The organism is Paenibacillus sp. FSL M8-0142, from assembly GCF_038597315.1.
Classification (GTDB): domain Bacteria; phylum Bacillota; class Bacilli; order Paenibacillales; family Paenibacillaceae; genus Paenibacillus_AQ; species Paenibacillus_AQ lactis.
The window spans coordinates 803,330-819,399 of record NZ_CP152008.1 but is presented as its reverse complement, the minus strand read 5'-3'; the positions used below and the strand labels follow the sequence as shown (position 1 = coordinate 819,399).

The window sequence follows — 16,070 nt, the reverse complement described above, 5'->3', positions numbered from 1 at the left end:
GGCGCAGCTCCGCTGCCCTTGCCACTCCGCTGATCAGCTGTACCACCTACATAAGGTTCTGCCCGACGTTTATTCGTTCGGCCAACGGTAAATGCCCGGATACAGCAGCCGCACACGGCACGCTTTCTTAATTCTTCAAAAAGGAGACCTCTCATGACGAACATTCTCAGTCAATTGACAACCGAACAGCCTCATGAACATACGCAGAACATTGATCAGTTGAGCTCAGAGGAAATTATGACCCTGATTAATAATGAGGACAGCCTGATCACCGACACGATTCGGGAGCTGATCCCTACCATCGCCAAGGCGGCTGATCTTATCGTAGAAGCCTTTCAGAACGGCGGCCGTTTATTCTACGTCGGTGCAGGAACGAGCGGACGGATCGGTATTCTTGACGCATCCGAGTGCCCGCCAACCTATGGGACGGATCCGTCGATGGTGCAAGGTCTTATCGCCGGAGGTTTCCGAGCGGTGAAGGAAGCGATCGAAGGAGCGGAGGACAGCGAAGAGCTCGGCGAGCAGGACATGAATGAGCACGGCATCAATGAAAAAGACGTCGTGATCGGCATCGCTGCCAGCGGCCGCACTCCCTATGTGCTCGGGGCTATGCGGCGTGCCAAGAAGCTCGGGGCGGTCGTGATCGGCCTGTGCAACAACTATAACTCGCCGATGCATCAGGATGCCGATTTCGTGATTGAAGCCGTCGTCGGGCCGGAAGTGATTATGGGCTCTACTCGAATGAAAGCCGGCACTTCGCAAAAGCTGATACTCAACATGCTGACAACAACAGCCATGATCCGGATCGGCAAAGTGTACAAAAACCTGATGGTCGATCTCAATCCATCCAACAACAAGCTTGTACACCGCGCCAAGCGCATAATCACGCTAGCTACCGGCGCATCCGACGAGGACGTAGAGAAGGCTTACTTCGAGGCTGGAGCGCATGTCAAAACCGCCATCGTCATGCTGCTGGCCAACGTGAATGCCGAAGAGGCAGCAAGGCTGCTCGAGGGCACGAACGGTTTTGTGCGCAGCGCCATCAATCTGAAAGCCCACAAGGGCTCTTGACAACCGGTCAGGGCATCGCCCTAAGCCGTCAGCTATTCCACTATAAAGATAAACGGGGATCCTACAGATCAATGATGATCTGAGGATCCCCGTTTATTCGTCTTAGATTGAATCCCGTCCCTTCAATCCTGTCTGACGCTCACTCCATTCCCACAGCCTAGCCGCAAGCTGCGGATCGCCGGCCTTCTCCGTCGTTCGAACCGGCTTGCACTTGACGAAATAATCGCCCGTCACCTGCTCCACCTCCGGAGCCGAAGCCAAATATACTGCGGTTTTGGCGCCTTCATCCGGCGTAAGGAAGAACGGCCGAAGCACCCGATGCACCGCCTTGCCGAACCCCGTCTCCCTGTTTACGCCGATGCTCGTGCTGACCGCGCCAGGATGAAGCGCATTGGCCGTCACCCCCGTCCCGGACAGGCGGCGCGCCAGCTCTTTCGTAAACAGGATATTAGCCAGCTTGGACTGGGCATACCCCTTCGCTACATGAAAGCCTTTGGACAGATTCGGATCCTCCCAATGAATCTTTCCGATTTTGTGTGCGCCAGAGGATACGTTGACGATCCTCCCCTGCTGCGCCTGTTTCAACGGACCGAGAAGCAGGTTCGTAAGCAGAAAATGGCCCAGATGGTTGACCCCAAGCATCGCTTCATATCCATCGGCCGTCGTCTCCCGTTTGATCGTGACGACGCCCGCATTGTTCAGCAGGACGTCAAGGCGGTCATACTGCGTTTGGTACGCGGATGCGAACTGCCGGATGCTTGAGAATGAACCCAAATCAAGCTGCATCAGACGGATGTCACCGCATCCGTTACATGCCTGTTTCGCCTGCTCAAGCGCCGCCTCCCCTCTCGCCTGACTTCGGCAAGCCATAATCACATGCGCCCCCATACGGGCAAGCGCAATCGTGGATGCGAGCCCCATACCCGAGTTGGCCCCCGTAATGATCGCTATTTTCCCTGACATATCGCTCATCCTTGTTTCCCCTCCTTCGTTCAATAGGCCTGATCGCCTGATCTTAACAGCAGGTTAGTTTCGTACCGTTCAATGCTATCTGCTTCTGACGGGCGTATTGGCTTCGTATCTTTGATAGCGAGAAAAACGTCTATCGACGCGCTCTCAAAGAAGGCAGACCGCGTTTAACGGTAGTTCCTGCTATATCAGGCTGCAGATCCGACGATGCTTATACCTTCGGATATCTAAAAAAATCCCGCCGCCAGCTTTGGAGACGAGATTCTTGGAATGTTATATGACCTATTCGCTGCTCTTATGCTTGGTCGCTGTTATGCGCCTAGGCACCGGCTTCATTCAAAGCCAGGATGATCGCCGTAAGGCCGAAGCACAGATTCAGAAGGCAGAGGAAAACCAGCGTCTGCTTCTGGTTAAGCCCGGTTGCGAGCAGGCGATAGTGCGCCTGCGAGGCATCCGCCTGGTAGATCGGCTTCGACTGCAGCATTCTGCGAATAACGACGATCACGTTATCGATGATCGGAACGCCCAGGGCAAAGATCGGGATGAACAACGAAGCCAGCGTCGCTCCCTTGAATGCCCCGTCCAAGGCGATAATGCCGAGGATGAATCCGAGGAAGGTAGCGCCCGCATCCCCCATAAACACCCGGGCTGGCGGCTTGTTATAGCGCAGGTATCCGAGCGCGGCGCCCACCAAAATTACAGCCAGCAAAGCGGATTCGCTCTGTCCCATCGTCATGGCGACAACAAACAGCGTTCCGCCCGAAATGGCGGACAGCCCGCCGGCTAGACCGTCAATGCCGTCCGAGAAATTAATAACCGTCGTAACGCCGAAGATCCAGAAGATCGTCAAAATCAGCTGCAGCCATTCCGGCAGGTTGATGTAATGGCCGGTGAACGGGTTGTTGAAGCCCTCGAATTGGATGCCGTAGCTGTATACAATGACGGCGGCGGAGATTTGAACGATCAGCTTCGGCAGGGAGGCGAGCTCTTTCCCCTGCGATTTGTACCAGTCATCGACAAGCCCGATGCCGAGAATCAGGACGCTCCCGATAAAAATCCCCACCGCTTCCCTGGAGATCGTACCGGTCAGTGCAAAATACGTAATGAAAAATCCGATGAAAATGGCGATTCCCGCAGTCAGCGGAATCGGTTCGCGGTGAATTTTCCGCTCGGAGTCAGGTCTTGGCTTGTCCACAAAGTCAATTTTGATCGCCAGCTTCCGAAACGGCGGAATCAGCACGAGAACCAGCACCATCGATATGACAAACGCTGTTAGATATAGCATGATTTCCTCCCAATAAATGATGAATGATGGAGAACATTGCAACCTCAGTATATGACTTTCGTCCAACTCTATCAACCTATCGACATAAGATTCTCTTAAGAAAATGCAATGAATTTTTTCATTTCTGTGGTAGGGTTCCCTTCCCAGCCGCAGTTATTCCTCCGTGCCAAGACACAGGGACATGAAAAAAAAGCCGCCGCCAGCGCAGCAACTCTCTGCCTGGCGACAGCTCCTTCGGACCGGCGGACTAAGATTGTTTCTTATTCACCGCAAGCCCGATGATCATAATGATAAGTCCAAGCAAAGCAATCAACTGATCAATGGTCATGGCACAAGCCTCCCTCATCCAAGGTTGGCTCTTGACCGGCGATCTGCCTCTCCCATAAGCGTTGCTTTACCTTTCCCCATTATCATTCTATGAGGGGTATCAGCTGAAATATGACCCTTTTTTCATGCACAAAAAGCCCGCCCCTTCTCTTGCGCATCAAGGGACAGGCATAAGCTTGCTTGTTCTTCCGTTAAATGAAGGTAATCGCTAGCCCGGCATCACCGAATGGCTGTCGTTACCAAGCGCAGTGCACCCGAACGGCTCGAGCAATCCCGATTATTCCGTTACAATGTCGTACACCAGAACCGGTGCATCGGCATGATCGTCAATCCGGATGCTCTCATACAGCTTCTGCTTCACGTCTTCCACGTCTTCGCGGTTCGCGTGGATCGTCACGAGCGATTCGCCCTTCTTGACCGTATCGCCGACCTTCTTGTTAAGCATCAGGCCGACAGCCAGATCGATCTCGGATTCCTTCGTCGCGCGTCCGGCGCCGAGCCACATTGCCGCCGTGCCGATTTCGTCCGCGACGAGCTCGGCCACGACGCCGTCCCGCTGAGCCGGAAGCTCGATCAGATACTTCGCCTTCGGCAGCCGGTCCGGATCATCCACCACGGACGGGTCACCGCCCTGGTTCTGGATGAATTCCTTGAACTTCTCCAGCGCTTTGCCGTTGCGGATGACCTCTCTCAGCATCTCCTCCGCCTCTTCCAGCGACTCCGCCTTACGGGCGAGATAGACCATCTGTCGGCCTAATGCAAGGCACAGCTCCTCCAGATCCTTCGGCCCTTCGCCGCGAAGGGCCAAGATCGCCTCCTGCACCTCCAGCGAATTGCCGATGGCAACGCCCAGCGGCTGGCTCATGTCCGAGATGACCGCCATCGTCTTGCGGCCGACATTGTTGCCGATGCTCACCATGGCATGCGCAAGCTCCTTCGCATCCTCCACCGTTTTCATGAAGGCGCCTGCGCCGGTCTTGACGTCCAGCACGATGGCGTCCGAGCCGGCAGCGATTTTCTTGCTCATGATCGAGCTTGCAATCAGCGGGATGGAATTGACGGTAGCCGTGACATCCCGAAGGGCATACAGCTTCTTGTCGGCCGGAGTGAGGTTCCCTGTCTGCCCGATGACCGCGATTTTATGCTGATTGACCAGGTTCACAAACTCTTCCTTGCTGATCTCCACATGGAAGCCCGGAATCGACTCCAGCTTGTCAATCGTGCCTCCGGTATGGCCGAGCCCGCGCCCGGACATCTTCGCCACGGGGATATCGAGTGCGGCCACGAGCGGTGCCAGGACAAGCGTCGTCGTATCGCCGACACCACCGGTGGAGTGCTTGTCGACCTTGATTCCCTCAATTGCGGACAGATCAATCGTTTCTCCGGAGTTCACCATCGCCATCGTCAAATCGGCCCGTTCCCGATCCGACATGTCTTGGAAATAAATCGCCATATTCATGGCGCTGACCTGGTAATCGGGAATATCTCCCTTCGTGTATCCTTCGATAAAGAAATTGATCTCTTCAGTTGTCAGTTCCTTGCCGTCGCGTTTCTTCGCAATCAAATCAACCATTCTCATCGTACATTCTCCTCACTCTTATGCGATGATCGTAACTCCTTCATCCGTCAGCCTCGCTGCATTGCAGCACAACCAGCTACCGTGCCGTTCCAACCCGTAGGCGCGCCGTCCGGGCATCCGCGGCGATCATCGTGCTGCAGCCTCGTTACGGCGCGCCCTTGGCTTTAAAACTGTCTTCCCCTTGCCTCGGGCCTTATTTATAAGGATATCGCCGTATCCAGCGCGACTTCCATCATGTCGTTAAACGTCGTTTGGCGCTCCTCGGAGGACGTCTCTTCCCCAGTCAGCAGATGGTCGCTTACCGTCAGAATCGTCAAGGCATTGACGCCGTATCTTGCGGCAATCGTGTACAGCGCCGTTGTCTCCATCTCCACGCCAAGCACGCCATGCTGCATCAGCTTCTCAACGACCGATTTGTCCTCGCGGTAGAACACATCCGATGTAAAAATATTGCCGACATGCATATTGAGCCCTTTTTCCTTTCCGCGCTCATACGCTCCGAGCAGCAGCGGGAAGCTGGCAATCGGCGAATAATCGTAGCCGTTAAAGTGGTGGCGGTTCATGCCGGAATCCGAGCACGCCGCCTGGGCGAGAATGACGTCGCGGACGTGGACATGCTCCTGCATTGCGCCGCAAGTACCGACCCGAAACAGATTTTTGACGCCGTACTCCCGGATCAGCTCGTTCACGTAAATAGCAATCGACGGCACACCCATGCCGGTGCCTTGTACCGATACGCGTTTGCCTTTATAAGTGCCCGTAAATCCGAGCATCCCCCGTACTTCGTTGTAGCAGATCACATCTTCCAGGTACGTGTCGGCGATGTATTTAGCCCGCAGCGGGTCCCCCGGCAGCAGGATGGATTCCGCAATCTCGCCCGGTTTCGCTCCAATATGTGTACTCATGTCCCATTCCTCCACTCATTCAATTGGTTTGCAGTTCGTTCAAAAAGCTGGTGCCGTGGTCCGGAAGCTTCACGCCGAAGTTGTCCGCTACGGTAGCCCCGATATCGGCAAAGGTACGGCGAAGCGGCAGCTCCCCGCCCCGTTCAAAGCGCGGCGAATATACGAGAAGCGGCACGTATTCGCGCGTGTGGTCCGTTCCCTTATAGGTCGGGTCGTTGCCGTGATCGGCCGTAATGATCAGCAGATCCTCCTCCGTCATCTTATCGAACACTTCAGGAAGCCGCTTGTCATAATCCTCCAGAGCCTGGCCGTAACCTTTCGGGTCGCGGCGGTGACCGTACACCGCATCGAAATCGACCAGATTGAGGAAGCTGAGGCCGGTAAACTCCTCGTCCATGGTTTGGATCATTTTATCCATTCCGTCCATATTGGACACCGTCCGCACGGCCTTGGTGATGCCTTCGCCATCATAAATATCCGAGATTTTGCCGAGGGCGATCACATCGAAGCCCGCATCCTTCAGCTCGTTCATCGTCGTTCTGCCGAACGGCTTAAGGGCATAGTCATGACGATTGGCGGTGCGCTTGAAGCTGCCAGCCTCTCCGACGAACGGACGGGCGATAATGCGGCCCAGCATATAAGGATCCTCCAGCGTGATCTCGCGGCAAAATTCGCAGATTTCATACAGCTCTTTAAGCGGAACGACGTCCTCGTGAGCGGCGATTTGGAGCACGGAATCCGCGGAGGTGTAAATGATCAAAGCACCGGTCTTGACATGCTCTTCGCCGAGCTCGGCAATGATTTCGGTGCCGCTGGCCGGTTTGTTGCCGATCACTTTGCGGCCGGTTTTCTGCTCAATGCGCTGAATGAGCTCATCCGGAAACCCTTCCGGGAACACGCGGAACGGGGTATCGATGTACAGGCCCATGATCTCCCAGTGGCCGGTCATCGTATCCTTGCCGTTTGAAGCCTCCTGCATCTTGGTATAAAATGCCCGCGGCTGATCGGCTGCGGGAATGCCTTCGATCTCACGAATGTTGGACAGGCCGAGCGAAGCCATATTCGGCATGTTCAGTCCTTTGCACTCCCGGGCGATATGACCAAGCGTATCGGAACCGACATCATCGAAGTCGGCCGCATCCGGCGCTTCGCCGATCCCGACGGAGTCAAGCACGATCAGGTGAATTCGTTTGAAACGTTCCATATCCAAGCTCCCCCTTAACATAATTGATGTTCCATCAAAAGTCATACGGTTACGGTGCTTCCCATGGTTTTGTTTGTGACGGTCCTACAGGAACAGGCCCGCAATGGTAGCGGAGAGCACGCTGACCAAGGTCGCACCATACAGCAGCTTCAAGCCGAAGCGCGCAACCACATTTCCCTGCTTCTCGTTCAAGCCCTTGACGGCTCCGGCAATAATGCCGATCGAGGAGAAGTTCGCGAAGGAAACGAGGAATACCGATACGATACCGATTGTACGCTCGGACAGGTTCGTAAAGTTGCCCAGATCAAGCATCGCCACAAATTCGTTGGATACCAGCTTGGTAGCCATGATGCTGCCCGCATCCACGGCTTCTGTCCAAGGCACGCCCATAACGAAGGCGATCGGAGCGAAAATAAATCCAAGCAGCTGCTGGAACGTAATCCCGAAGATGAGGTTGAAGATCCCGTTAATCATGGCGATGAGCGCAACGAATCCGAGAAGCATCGCCGCAACCGTGATGGCGACCTTAAAGCCGTCCATGATGTACTCGCCCAGCATTTCGAAGAAGGACTGCTTCTCTTCCTCCTGAACTTCCAGGATATCTTCATCTTTATCCACCTTATAAGGGTTGACGATCGATGCAATAATAAATCCGCCAAACAGGTTCAACACAATCGCCGTTACGACGTAGCGCGGCTCGATCATCGTCATGTATGCACCGACGATGGACATCGACACGGTGGACATGGCCGATGCGCAAAGCGTATACATTCGATGCTTCGGAATACGCGCAATCTGCTTCTTGACCGAAATAAACACCTCGGATTGCCCAAGGATCGCTGACGCTACCGCATTATAGGATTCCAGCTTTCCCATACCGTTGACTTTGCTTAAGATCAAACCGATATATCGTACGATAAACGGAAGCACCTTAATATATTGAAGTATACCAATCAACGCGGAAATAAACACGATCGGTAGCAGCACATTGAGGAAGAAAGGTCCGGCACCTTCATTGGCAATCCCGCCGAACACGAATTCAATCCCTTCCCCTGCATATCCAAGCAGCGCCTCGAAGGTATTGGCGATCCCTCTAACAAGATACTCACCGACGCCCGTATTCAGCAAAATAAATCCGAGAATCAGTTGAAGCAGAATCATGACGGCCAGCGGACGATAGCGGATGTTCCGCTTATCGTTGCTTATGATGAACGCCAGACCGAAAACGACCAGCAAGCCCAATATGGCGATTAAATATTTCATCGTCGTTGTTCCCCCATAGGTGATTTTTTTGTAGAACATTACAGATTGCCTGAAACACCAATTCTAGCAGCTGATCCTTAATAGAACGTGTTCAATAAGTCGAGTTTTCAGCGGAAGGTCCGGCAGAGTTCAAGATTCGATGCCGAGTTACTTCTTGATTCATTTCGTGATCTAAAGACTTTTTGAACAACCTCTAATAGGATGACGTCGATTGTCCGCCCTCCATAATTTTAACGCCCGAGCTCGCGCCGATGCGCGTTGCGCCCGCTTCAATCATTCGCTCCATGTCTTCTCTGCTGCGAACGCCGCCGGAAGCTTTGACGCCTGTGCTCTCGCCTACCGTTTTCCGCATCAGAGCCACGTCCTCCGGTGTCGCGCCGCCGGTCGAGAAGCCGGTCGAGGTCTTCACATAATCCGCGCCGGCTTTAACCGCCAGCTCGCATGCCCGCACCTTTTCTTCATCCGTGAGCAGGCTTGTCTCGATAATGACCTTGACCAGCGCCTTGCCTGCCGCCGCATCCACCACGGATTGAATGTCGCTCTCCACCAATTCGTTATTGCCGTCCTTCAGCGCGCCGATGTTAATTACCATGTCCACTTCAGTGGCTCCGTTGGCAATCGCATCCTTCGTTTCAAAAGCCTTGACGGCCGAAGTTGTCGCACCCAGCGGGAATCCGATGACGGTGCATACCTTTACCTTCGTTCCTGCCAGCTGCTCGGCGCAAAATTTAACCCAGCCGGGGTTGACGCATACCGAAGCAAATTCATACTTCTTGGCCTCTTCCGTTATTCTCCGAATCTCTGTCTCGGTTGCGTCCGCCTTGAGCAGCGTATGATCAATCATTCCTGCAATATTCATTGCTGAAAACACTCCTTTTCGTCATCATTTTCAACCCTCTGTAAAGCGCTATCATTCTATCAAAAACCTATCAACGGGAACCATCATATCACAGCTCTGAACATATGTAAAACACCTTATGAAATTATGTTCATGCCGATTTATGGCAATGATCTTTATCATTGTTCGCCACTCGATGATCATTCCATTCAGGAATTTTCTTACACAGGAGTCTGCTTATTATGCTCTATACCCTGTTCGGGTAAACATAATCAGACTAACCACCCGCTTGATCAAATGGAAGGCGCCAGACGCAGCAAAAAACCTTATGAACCGGAGCTTAGCCGCATAAGCCTTCTTCCCCGTTCATAAGGTTTTCTTTACGAGCTATTCATTTAACGAGCTTCCCTATCGTTCAATCCGTTCCGAGCAGCGCCTGCGCCGTAAATTGATCCGTGACGAGCGTGTTCGCGTAGCCTCCGACCAGCGCCGCCCGAATCGCGGCCAGCTTCTTCCTTCCGCCGGCGACAAGGATGGATCTCTCCTTGTCCCGAAGAGCCTCCAGATCGATCCCCACCGTCCGGTTGTTGATCTCTTCGCTGCATATCCGGCCCTTCGCATCAAAGAAGCGGGAGCAGATATCCCCGGCGCCGACGCGCGCAAGCAGCTGCTGCTCCTCCTCGCTAAGATAGCCGAGCCGGAAGAGAAGCGCATCCTCATGGACGGTGCCGACCGTAAAGATCGCGATATTCGCCTGTTTGCCAAGCTGAATGATGCGCTGAATATGACGGTCCCTCTCCACCATTTCCTTCAGCTCCACGCTGTCGAAAATGACCGGAAGCGGTAAATACCGGGCCAGGGTATGATACGCCTCGGCGAACAGATGAACCGTCTCGGCGGCATACGTATTGACCTGCGAATGGCTCACGCCGCCCTTCAGCTGCACTACCTCGACACCGCGGACCGGCTTGTCCCGCAGCTGAAGCGCGACCGCGTGCATCGTCGTTCCCCAGGTCACGCCGATAATGTCCGAGTCCTTCACGATTTCATGCAAATAGTCGGCGGCTTTCCTGCTGATATGCTTCTGAATCTCCTGATATTCATTGATCGGCGAATAGCTCACCAGCACCTGATCCAGCTTGTACCGCTTCTTGACGCGTTCGCCCAGCGCATCCAGATCCTCCTGCGGATCCACGATCGATATCTGAACATATCCCTGCTCCTTGGCATGCTGAAGCAGCCTGGAGACCGTCGGACGGGAGACGCCCAATCTTGCCGCAATGTCCTGCTGGCTGTAATCCGATAAATAATATAATCTTGCCGCCTCGATGCTGAGGCGCTGCTTGTCCTGTTCCATGCTCCAACCCACTTTGCTCGTGTCGTTTACGAATTTTCGTACATTATACAGCGTTCCGGAGCAAATATCGATATCGGTTTATCTTAAGTGCATGAATGATTAATGACGTAAATCCGGATAGTTCCATCAATCGACCCTATTGCAGACAAGAATAAAGCACCTGGCGGGGGCCTTATTCACCGGGATGCCCGAGAAAATAACGCGCCTTAGCAGGTGCCTCTGCATATTGCCATTAGATCCATTGGATTTTGGCTGCTGGATGTTATGTCGTATGGCTGTATTCCAGCGGCGATACACGCCCGTAGGAGGTTTTCGACCCTTGCAGCGGCGCCGCCCAATGCACGGCATTGGTGATCACCTGCTGAATTTCCGGCTGATAGTAGGTCGGGAACGCCTCATGCCCCGGTCTGAAATAGAACAGCTTTCCGCGTCCTCGTTTATAGCAGCAGCCGCTGCGGAACACCTCGCCGCCTTCGAACCAGGAAACAAAGACGAGCTCATCCGGAGCCGGAATTTCAAAGCGCTCGCCGTACATCTCCTCCTTCGGAATCTCGATATATTCCCCAAGTCCGCTGACGATCGGATGGCTCGGATCGATCACCCACAGCCGTTCCTTCTCCCCGTCATCCCGCCATTTGAGCGCCCCGGTATTCGTGCCGAGCAGGCGCTGGAAGATCTTCGATGCGTGGCCCGAATGAAGGACGATCAGCCCCATGCCGTCCAAGACGCGCTGGCGCACCTTCTCCACAATGTCGTCGCTCACTTCCCCATGGGCCACGTGGCCCCACCAGAGCAGGACATCCGTTGACGCCAGCACGTCATCCGTCAGTCCATGCTCGGGATCGTCGAGCACGGCCGTGCGCACTTTCAGCTCACCGTCCTTCTCCAGAAAATCCGCGATCGCCTGATGAATCCCCTTCGGGTAAATGCTTGCGATCGCCTCATTATGCCGTTCATGTCTGAATTCATTCCATACCGTTACGTTGATATTAGCCAATTGCTGAAACCTCCTTGGTTATCGGTATCCACCGTTCCTCCGTGAAGGACTGGATGATCGCGTCGATCGTTCTCTGGTTGATGTATCCGTCCGTCATCGTCGCGTCCAATCCGTCTCCCTTCCCGTTCACGACATTGAAAAATGCCTGCATCTGATCCGCCTGATATTCCCTTGGAATGTTGACCTTCCGGAAGCCGGTATCCCCTTCATCCGCCAGATTCACGTATAAGCTGTCCGCTTCCTCCAGGTTATAGACCAGCGCTCCCTTCTCGCCATAAATCTCAAGCTGCTGGTAATTGCCCCGGCCGTAAGCGAATCTGGAGATTGTCATCGTCGAGGAGATGCCTCCTTCCATACGGGCAAGGACGTGGCAGTAATCATCGACGTCGACCGGGCCTTGTCCCCCGCCTTCCGGAAGCTCCCTCTGCCGGATGATCGTGCCGGCATCGGAGAACACCCGCTCCACATCCCCGACAAGGAACCGCTCCATATCGAGTATATGCGATCCCAAATCGCCTAAAGCACCCGATCCGGAAAATGCCTTCCGAAACCGCCACACCAGCGGCAGCTGCTCCGGGATCGCCCAGCTCTGCAAGTATTGGCTGTACACATGGCGGATCGCGCCAAGCTTGCCCTGCTCGATCAGAAACTTGGCATAGCGGACGGCGGCCTTATACCGGTAGGAGAAGCAAATCATATGCGGCAGTTCGTCCTGAAGGAGCAAATCCTTAAGCATCGCCGCTTCCCTGGTGTCCAAAGCGACGGGCTTTTCGAGCGCAAACGGCTTCCGGTGCTTGATCGCCGCATAAGCGATCGTATAATGATTGTGATTCGGCGTTCCGATCGTAACGGCATCCACGTTCGGATCGGCCAGCAGCGCTTCATGATGCAGATACCGGCGCGACTCCGGCACGCCGAGCTGGTCGCCCTTCGCCTGAAGCGCCTCCTCGCTGCTGTCGCAGATCGCCCACACTTCGGCATCAGGACTGGCCAGAATACCGGCGATATGGGCGCCTGAGATTCCGCCTAAACCGATCACGCCTATTCTGAGTGTCACGGTGAACCATCCTCCTGTACGTCCTTCGTTTCATTCACCATGAGTATAGGCTGTGTTACAATGAACGGGAATGTGTGAAAGTTACTCTTTTTGTACAAAAACGACTTCGCGTCATTGGAAAGGGTGCATTTCCATGCTGGTGATGAATGCCGATTACGTGCCGAGAATCAAGCTGATGGGCTTTGTCTCATACAAAAATCCCTGGATCCATTTCAAACGGAACACGCATGAATACATCCTTTATTTCATCAAGAAGGGCGAGCTTCATATTCGGGAGAACGGAATCCCTTACATCCTGCGAAAAGGCGATTTGCTCGTGCTGGAGCCGCATGTCGACCATGAAGGAATCGAGAAGCATACATGCGATTACTACTATATCCACTTCGAGCATCCCTGCATCGAGGCCGTGCCGGAGCAGCCGCTTTCGCTGCTGGCCGAGCAGTGGATCATGACAAACAGCCAGGCCCCTGGCGGCGGAAACGGGAGCAGGAAGCTATATTTTCCGAAGAACTGCTCCTTGACGCAGAAGAAGAGTCTCCATCATATGGTTCACGCGCTGGGAGAAATGCTGCAGCTCTATCGGCGGAAGCATTTTAACCGCACCATGACCGCCTTGAAATTCATGGAGATGCTGATCGAGCTGTCGCGCCACAGCCTGTTCGATGAGCTGGAGCAGAACAGTCCGTATACCAAAACCTACATGAAAGTGCATGCCCTTCTGGATTATATTCATGAGCACTACGCCGAGAAAATCACGAGCGCCGACATCGAGCAGCGTTTTGAATGCAACTACGACTATATGAACCGAGTATTTGCGAAGCTCACGGGCCATACGATCATGCGCTACGTGAACCAGGTCCGCATCAACCATGCTAAGGAACTGATCGAGGCCACCCATCTGAGCTTCGGGGAGATCGGATATTTAACCGGCCTGGACGACCCGTTCTATTTCAGCAAAGTATTCAAAAAATATGTAGGGATCTCCCCGAACCAATATTACAAGCAGGTGCATGAGGCGGAATGACAAGCGAGGATGGGGATAACTTTCTGGGCGAGCCGCCCATTCGCTTTGTTATCCTTGCACTTTTCCACATTTGTTCACAAATCCGGGATAACTCCCCCCTCTAATAGCGCCTGGGCGCTCAAATATCCATAGCATCCGTGGATGATGTTCATAACTCTGTGTATAACGAACTTTTTAGCGATGTTATGCACAGCGGAATTCAAGTTCCTCTCCGCGAGGCGCAACGTTTATCCACATACTGTGGCATGGATTTTTTCGCATCATACGCCGTGACGGCCATTGGGCCGATGGAGTATCCGTGTTGGAACGATGAGACGGCTGCAGAAAAACAAAAACTTGGGATGCGGCAGTTCTCTTGTATCTGATCCAGCTGTTCCGAATATGAGCATATCTATATAAAAAAGCCAAGGACAGCTATCCCCTGCCCTTGGCTTCCTTAAATCAATCCCGCATGCCGCAGCCCATGGCGAATGCCGCCTTCGTTCACATGCTTGGTGACGAAATCGGCCAGCGGCTTCACCTCTTCGTGCGCATTGCCCATGGCGATGCCGAGCCCGACGTACGCCAGCATTTCTTTATCGTTCAACCCGTCCCCGAACGCTACGGCTTCGGCCGGGGTAATTCCAAGATGCTTCAGCACCGCTTCAATCCCCTTCGCTTTCGAGCCGCCTCCCGGAATGACGTCCATCGCCACCCGATGCCAACGCACGAAGTTCAGGTTACCGAACGGAGCTTCGGCCGACGTGTACAGCGATTCCTCGTGAGCTTCGCAATACAGCAGCGCTTGGTACACCTTCGCCTCCTTCCAGTAGCTGCTTCTGTAGCCGGGCACCTCGACCCGCAGATCATGGAACGATTCGGCAACGAACGGATGCTCCTCGTAGTTGGCATACCCTGCTTCAGCCCCCTGCATCACGATTGGATGGTTGTTCGCAAGCGCGGTGCTTTCCAGCAATTCCAGCGTTTTTTCCGGAATCGGGTGCTCATGCACGACTTTTCCTTTGTACACGACATAAGAGCCGTTAAAGCTGACAAAGGAATCGATGCCTAGCGGCTTCGCATAGTGCTGAAAATAATAAGGCGCCCGCCCGGTTGCAATAAATACATCGATGCCGCTCTCCTTCAGCTGTGCAATCGCCTCGATCGTATCCTGCGGAATTTCCTTCTCTTCATTAACAAGTGTTCCGTCAATGTCGAAAAAAACGGCTTTATACTTCATTGTATGGCCTCCTCCTGATGTCTCTATTTATTTACGCCCGTAGTCGGCTTTAATTTCTCCCCAGCTCTTGGTCTGCCACTTGAGCAGCTTGTTGGAATACGTATTGTTACGCAGCCAGCTTTCGGCGCGATCCACCAGATCCCAGATTTCCTTGGTGGAGGCGTCCCTCGGCAGCGTCGACACCACCTTCTTCTGCTTCACCCATTTGATCGCGTTCAGGGAATCGCTGTACACCGTCTTGCTGCTGCCGATCTTCTTCAGATAGGCCAGGGCGTGGACGATCGCCAGAAACTCGCCGAGATTATTGGTGCCCTTCGCAATCGGCCCGCAGGAGAAGAGGATGTCCCCCGTTCGGGTATCTACGCCTTTATATTCGACCGGTCCGGGATTACCCCGTGTTCCCACATCAACCGAGATGCTGTCATAGTCGATCTCGCCCGGATCCTCCGCCGCCATGGAGCGGCTGCGCTTATATCCCGCGCTTCCTCCGGCTCCCGCGCTTCCCTGTCCGGCCGAGGATTGTCCCCAGTAGTTTTTATATCCTGCGGCAAAGGCCTGCTCCGCTTCGCTTCTAGATTCGAACGCCTTGAACTTTGCGCCCGTATATTGATTCACCTGCTGCTGGCACTCGGCCCAGCTTGTATAAATGCCGGGAACTTTGCCGACCCAGACCACGTAATATTTTTGCTTTGCCATGCTAAACCTCCATCCTGCTTGCTAACCTCTCTAGCGTACTATACCACAACCCGTAACCCAATAAAAAAAAAGCGCCATCGTCTCCGATCCGCTTTTTATGCTTGATCTTATTCAGCTGCTCCTGCTTGCCCGGCTTCACTCTCACATGCTGGGACAGTGCGCCGAAATCCTCGTTTGTCTTTCTCATCATGACGGCACTCCATGTGCCTGCGCGTTCCGCCTTGCGGCGCGCCTTCTGCGTCTTGGTACGGGCCATGCGCGTTCACACTCCTTGGTCTT

15 protein-coding genes are annotated in these 16,070 nt (G+C 54.0%); 2 read left to right on the top strand and 13 right to left on the bottom strand.

Translation table 11 applies throughout. The annotated features are described in order from the left end of the window. Positions 1-153 precede the first annotated feature (153 nt). A complete protein-coding gene (gene murQ, locus NSQ46_RS03620; protein WP_007131761.1) occupies positions 154-1,071 on the top strand; it encodes an N-acetylmuramic acid 6-phosphate etherase in 918 nt (305 codons plus the stop codon). A 102-nt stretch (positions 1,072-1,173) separates the two neighbouring features. On the opposite strand, the gene NSQ46_RS03615 is transcribed toward murQ, so the two are convergent. The 10 genes from NSQ46_RS03615 to NSQ46_RS03570 form a co-directional block, all read right to left on the bottom strand. Further along, positions 1,174-2,043, bottom strand: a complete 870-nt coding sequence (locus NSQ46_RS03615; protein WP_342576346.1) for an SDR family oxidoreductase — start codon at positions 2,041-2,043, stop codon at positions 1,174-1,176. A gap of 316 nt (positions 2,044-2,359) precedes the next feature. Continuing rightward, the gene (locus NSQ46_RS03610; RefSeq protein WP_028405059.1) at positions 2,360-3,325 is read right to left on the bottom strand and encodes an MraY family glycosyltransferase; all 966 of its coding nucleotides are present in this window, start codon (positions 3,323-3,325) and stop codon (positions 2,360-2,362) included. A gap of 604 nt (positions 3,326-3,929) precedes the next feature. Further along, positions 3,930-5,231, bottom strand: a complete 1,302-nt coding sequence (locus NSQ46_RS03605; RefSeq protein ID WP_007131764.1) for a pyrimidine-nucleoside phosphorylase — start codon at positions 5,229-5,231, stop codon at positions 3,930-3,932. Between the two features lie 197 nt (positions 5,232-5,428). Continuing rightward, positions 5,429-6,136: a purine-nucleoside phosphorylase gene (gene deoD / locus NSQ46_RS03600; RefSeq protein ID WP_007131765.1), complete on the bottom strand. Its 708-nt coding sequence runs from the start codon at positions 6,134-6,136 to the stop codon at positions 5,429-5,431. Between the two features lie 19 nt (positions 6,137-6,155). Continuing rightward, positions 6,156-7,340, bottom strand: coding sequence for a phosphopentomutase (gene deoB / locus NSQ46_RS03595; RefSeq protein WP_007131766.1), 1,185 nt, complete (start codon positions 7,338-7,340; stop codon positions 6,156-6,158). An 84-nt stretch (positions 7,341-7,424) separates the two neighbouring features. Then, complete coding sequence (locus NSQ46_RS03590; RefSeq protein ID WP_028405061.1) at positions 7,425-8,603, bottom strand: NupC/NupG family nucleoside CNT transporter; 1,179 nt, start codon at positions 8,601-8,603, stop codon at positions 7,425-7,427. Positions 8,604-8,796: 193 nt separating this feature from the next. Next, entirely contained in the window at positions 8,797-9,462 is a 666-nt protein-coding gene (deoC, locus tag NSQ46_RS03585; RefSeq protein ID WP_213617023.1) for a deoxyribose-phosphate aldolase, read from the bottom strand. A gap of 394 nt (positions 9,463-9,856) precedes the next feature. Continuing rightward, on the bottom strand, positions 9,857-10,798 hold the full coding sequence (locus NSQ46_RS03580; protein WP_342576345.1) for a sugar-binding transcriptional regulator: 942 nt from the start codon (positions 10,796-10,798) through the stop codon (positions 9,857-9,859). A 262-nt stretch (positions 10,799-11,060) separates the two neighbouring features. Further along, entirely contained in the window at positions 11,061-11,795 is a 735-nt protein-coding gene (locus tag NSQ46_RS03575) for a trehalose utilization protein ThuA (RefSeq protein ID WP_007131770.1), read from the bottom strand. Then, positions 11,788-12,852, bottom strand: a complete 1,065-nt coding sequence (locus NSQ46_RS03570; protein ID WP_342576344.1) for a Gfo/Idh/MocA family oxidoreductase — start codon at positions 12,850-12,852, stop codon at positions 11,788-11,790. The genes NSQ46_RS03575 and NSQ46_RS03570 overlap by 8 nt, the downstream gene beginning before the upstream one ends. 133 nt (positions 12,853-12,985) lie before the next feature. Between NSQ46_RS03570 and NSQ46_RS03565 the strand changes: the two genes are divergently transcribed. Then, on the top strand, positions 12,986-13,876 hold the full coding sequence (locus tag NSQ46_RS03565; RefSeq protein WP_210095562.1) for an AraC family transcriptional regulator: 891 nt from the start codon (positions 12,986-12,988) through the stop codon (positions 13,874-13,876). Between the two features lie 436 nt (positions 13,877-14,312). Here the strand turns inward: NSQ46_RS03565 and NSQ46_RS03560 are convergent, their stop codons facing one another. The 3 genes from NSQ46_RS03560 to NSQ46_RS03550 are packed head-to-tail and all read right to left on the bottom strand — an operon-like array spanning position 14,313 to position 16,047. Continuing rightward, a complete protein-coding gene (locus NSQ46_RS03560) occupies positions 14,313-15,095 on the bottom strand; it encodes a Cof-type HAD-IIB family hydrolase (protein ID WP_210095561.1) in 783 nt (260 codons plus the stop codon). A gap of 27 nt (positions 15,096-15,122) precedes the next feature. Next, the gene (locus tag NSQ46_RS03555) at positions 15,123-15,791 is read right to left on the bottom strand and encodes a ribonuclease H family protein (protein WP_210095560.1); all 669 of its coding nucleotides are present in this window, start codon (positions 15,789-15,791) and stop codon (positions 15,123-15,125) included. A 1-nt stretch (position 15,792) separates the two neighbouring features. Then, the gene (locus tag NSQ46_RS03550; protein ID WP_051425117.1) at positions 15,793-16,047 is read right to left on the bottom strand and encodes a hypothetical protein; all 255 of its coding nucleotides are present in this window, start codon (positions 16,045-16,047) and stop codon (positions 15,793-15,795) included. Positions 16,048-16,070: the final 23 nt, after the last annotated feature.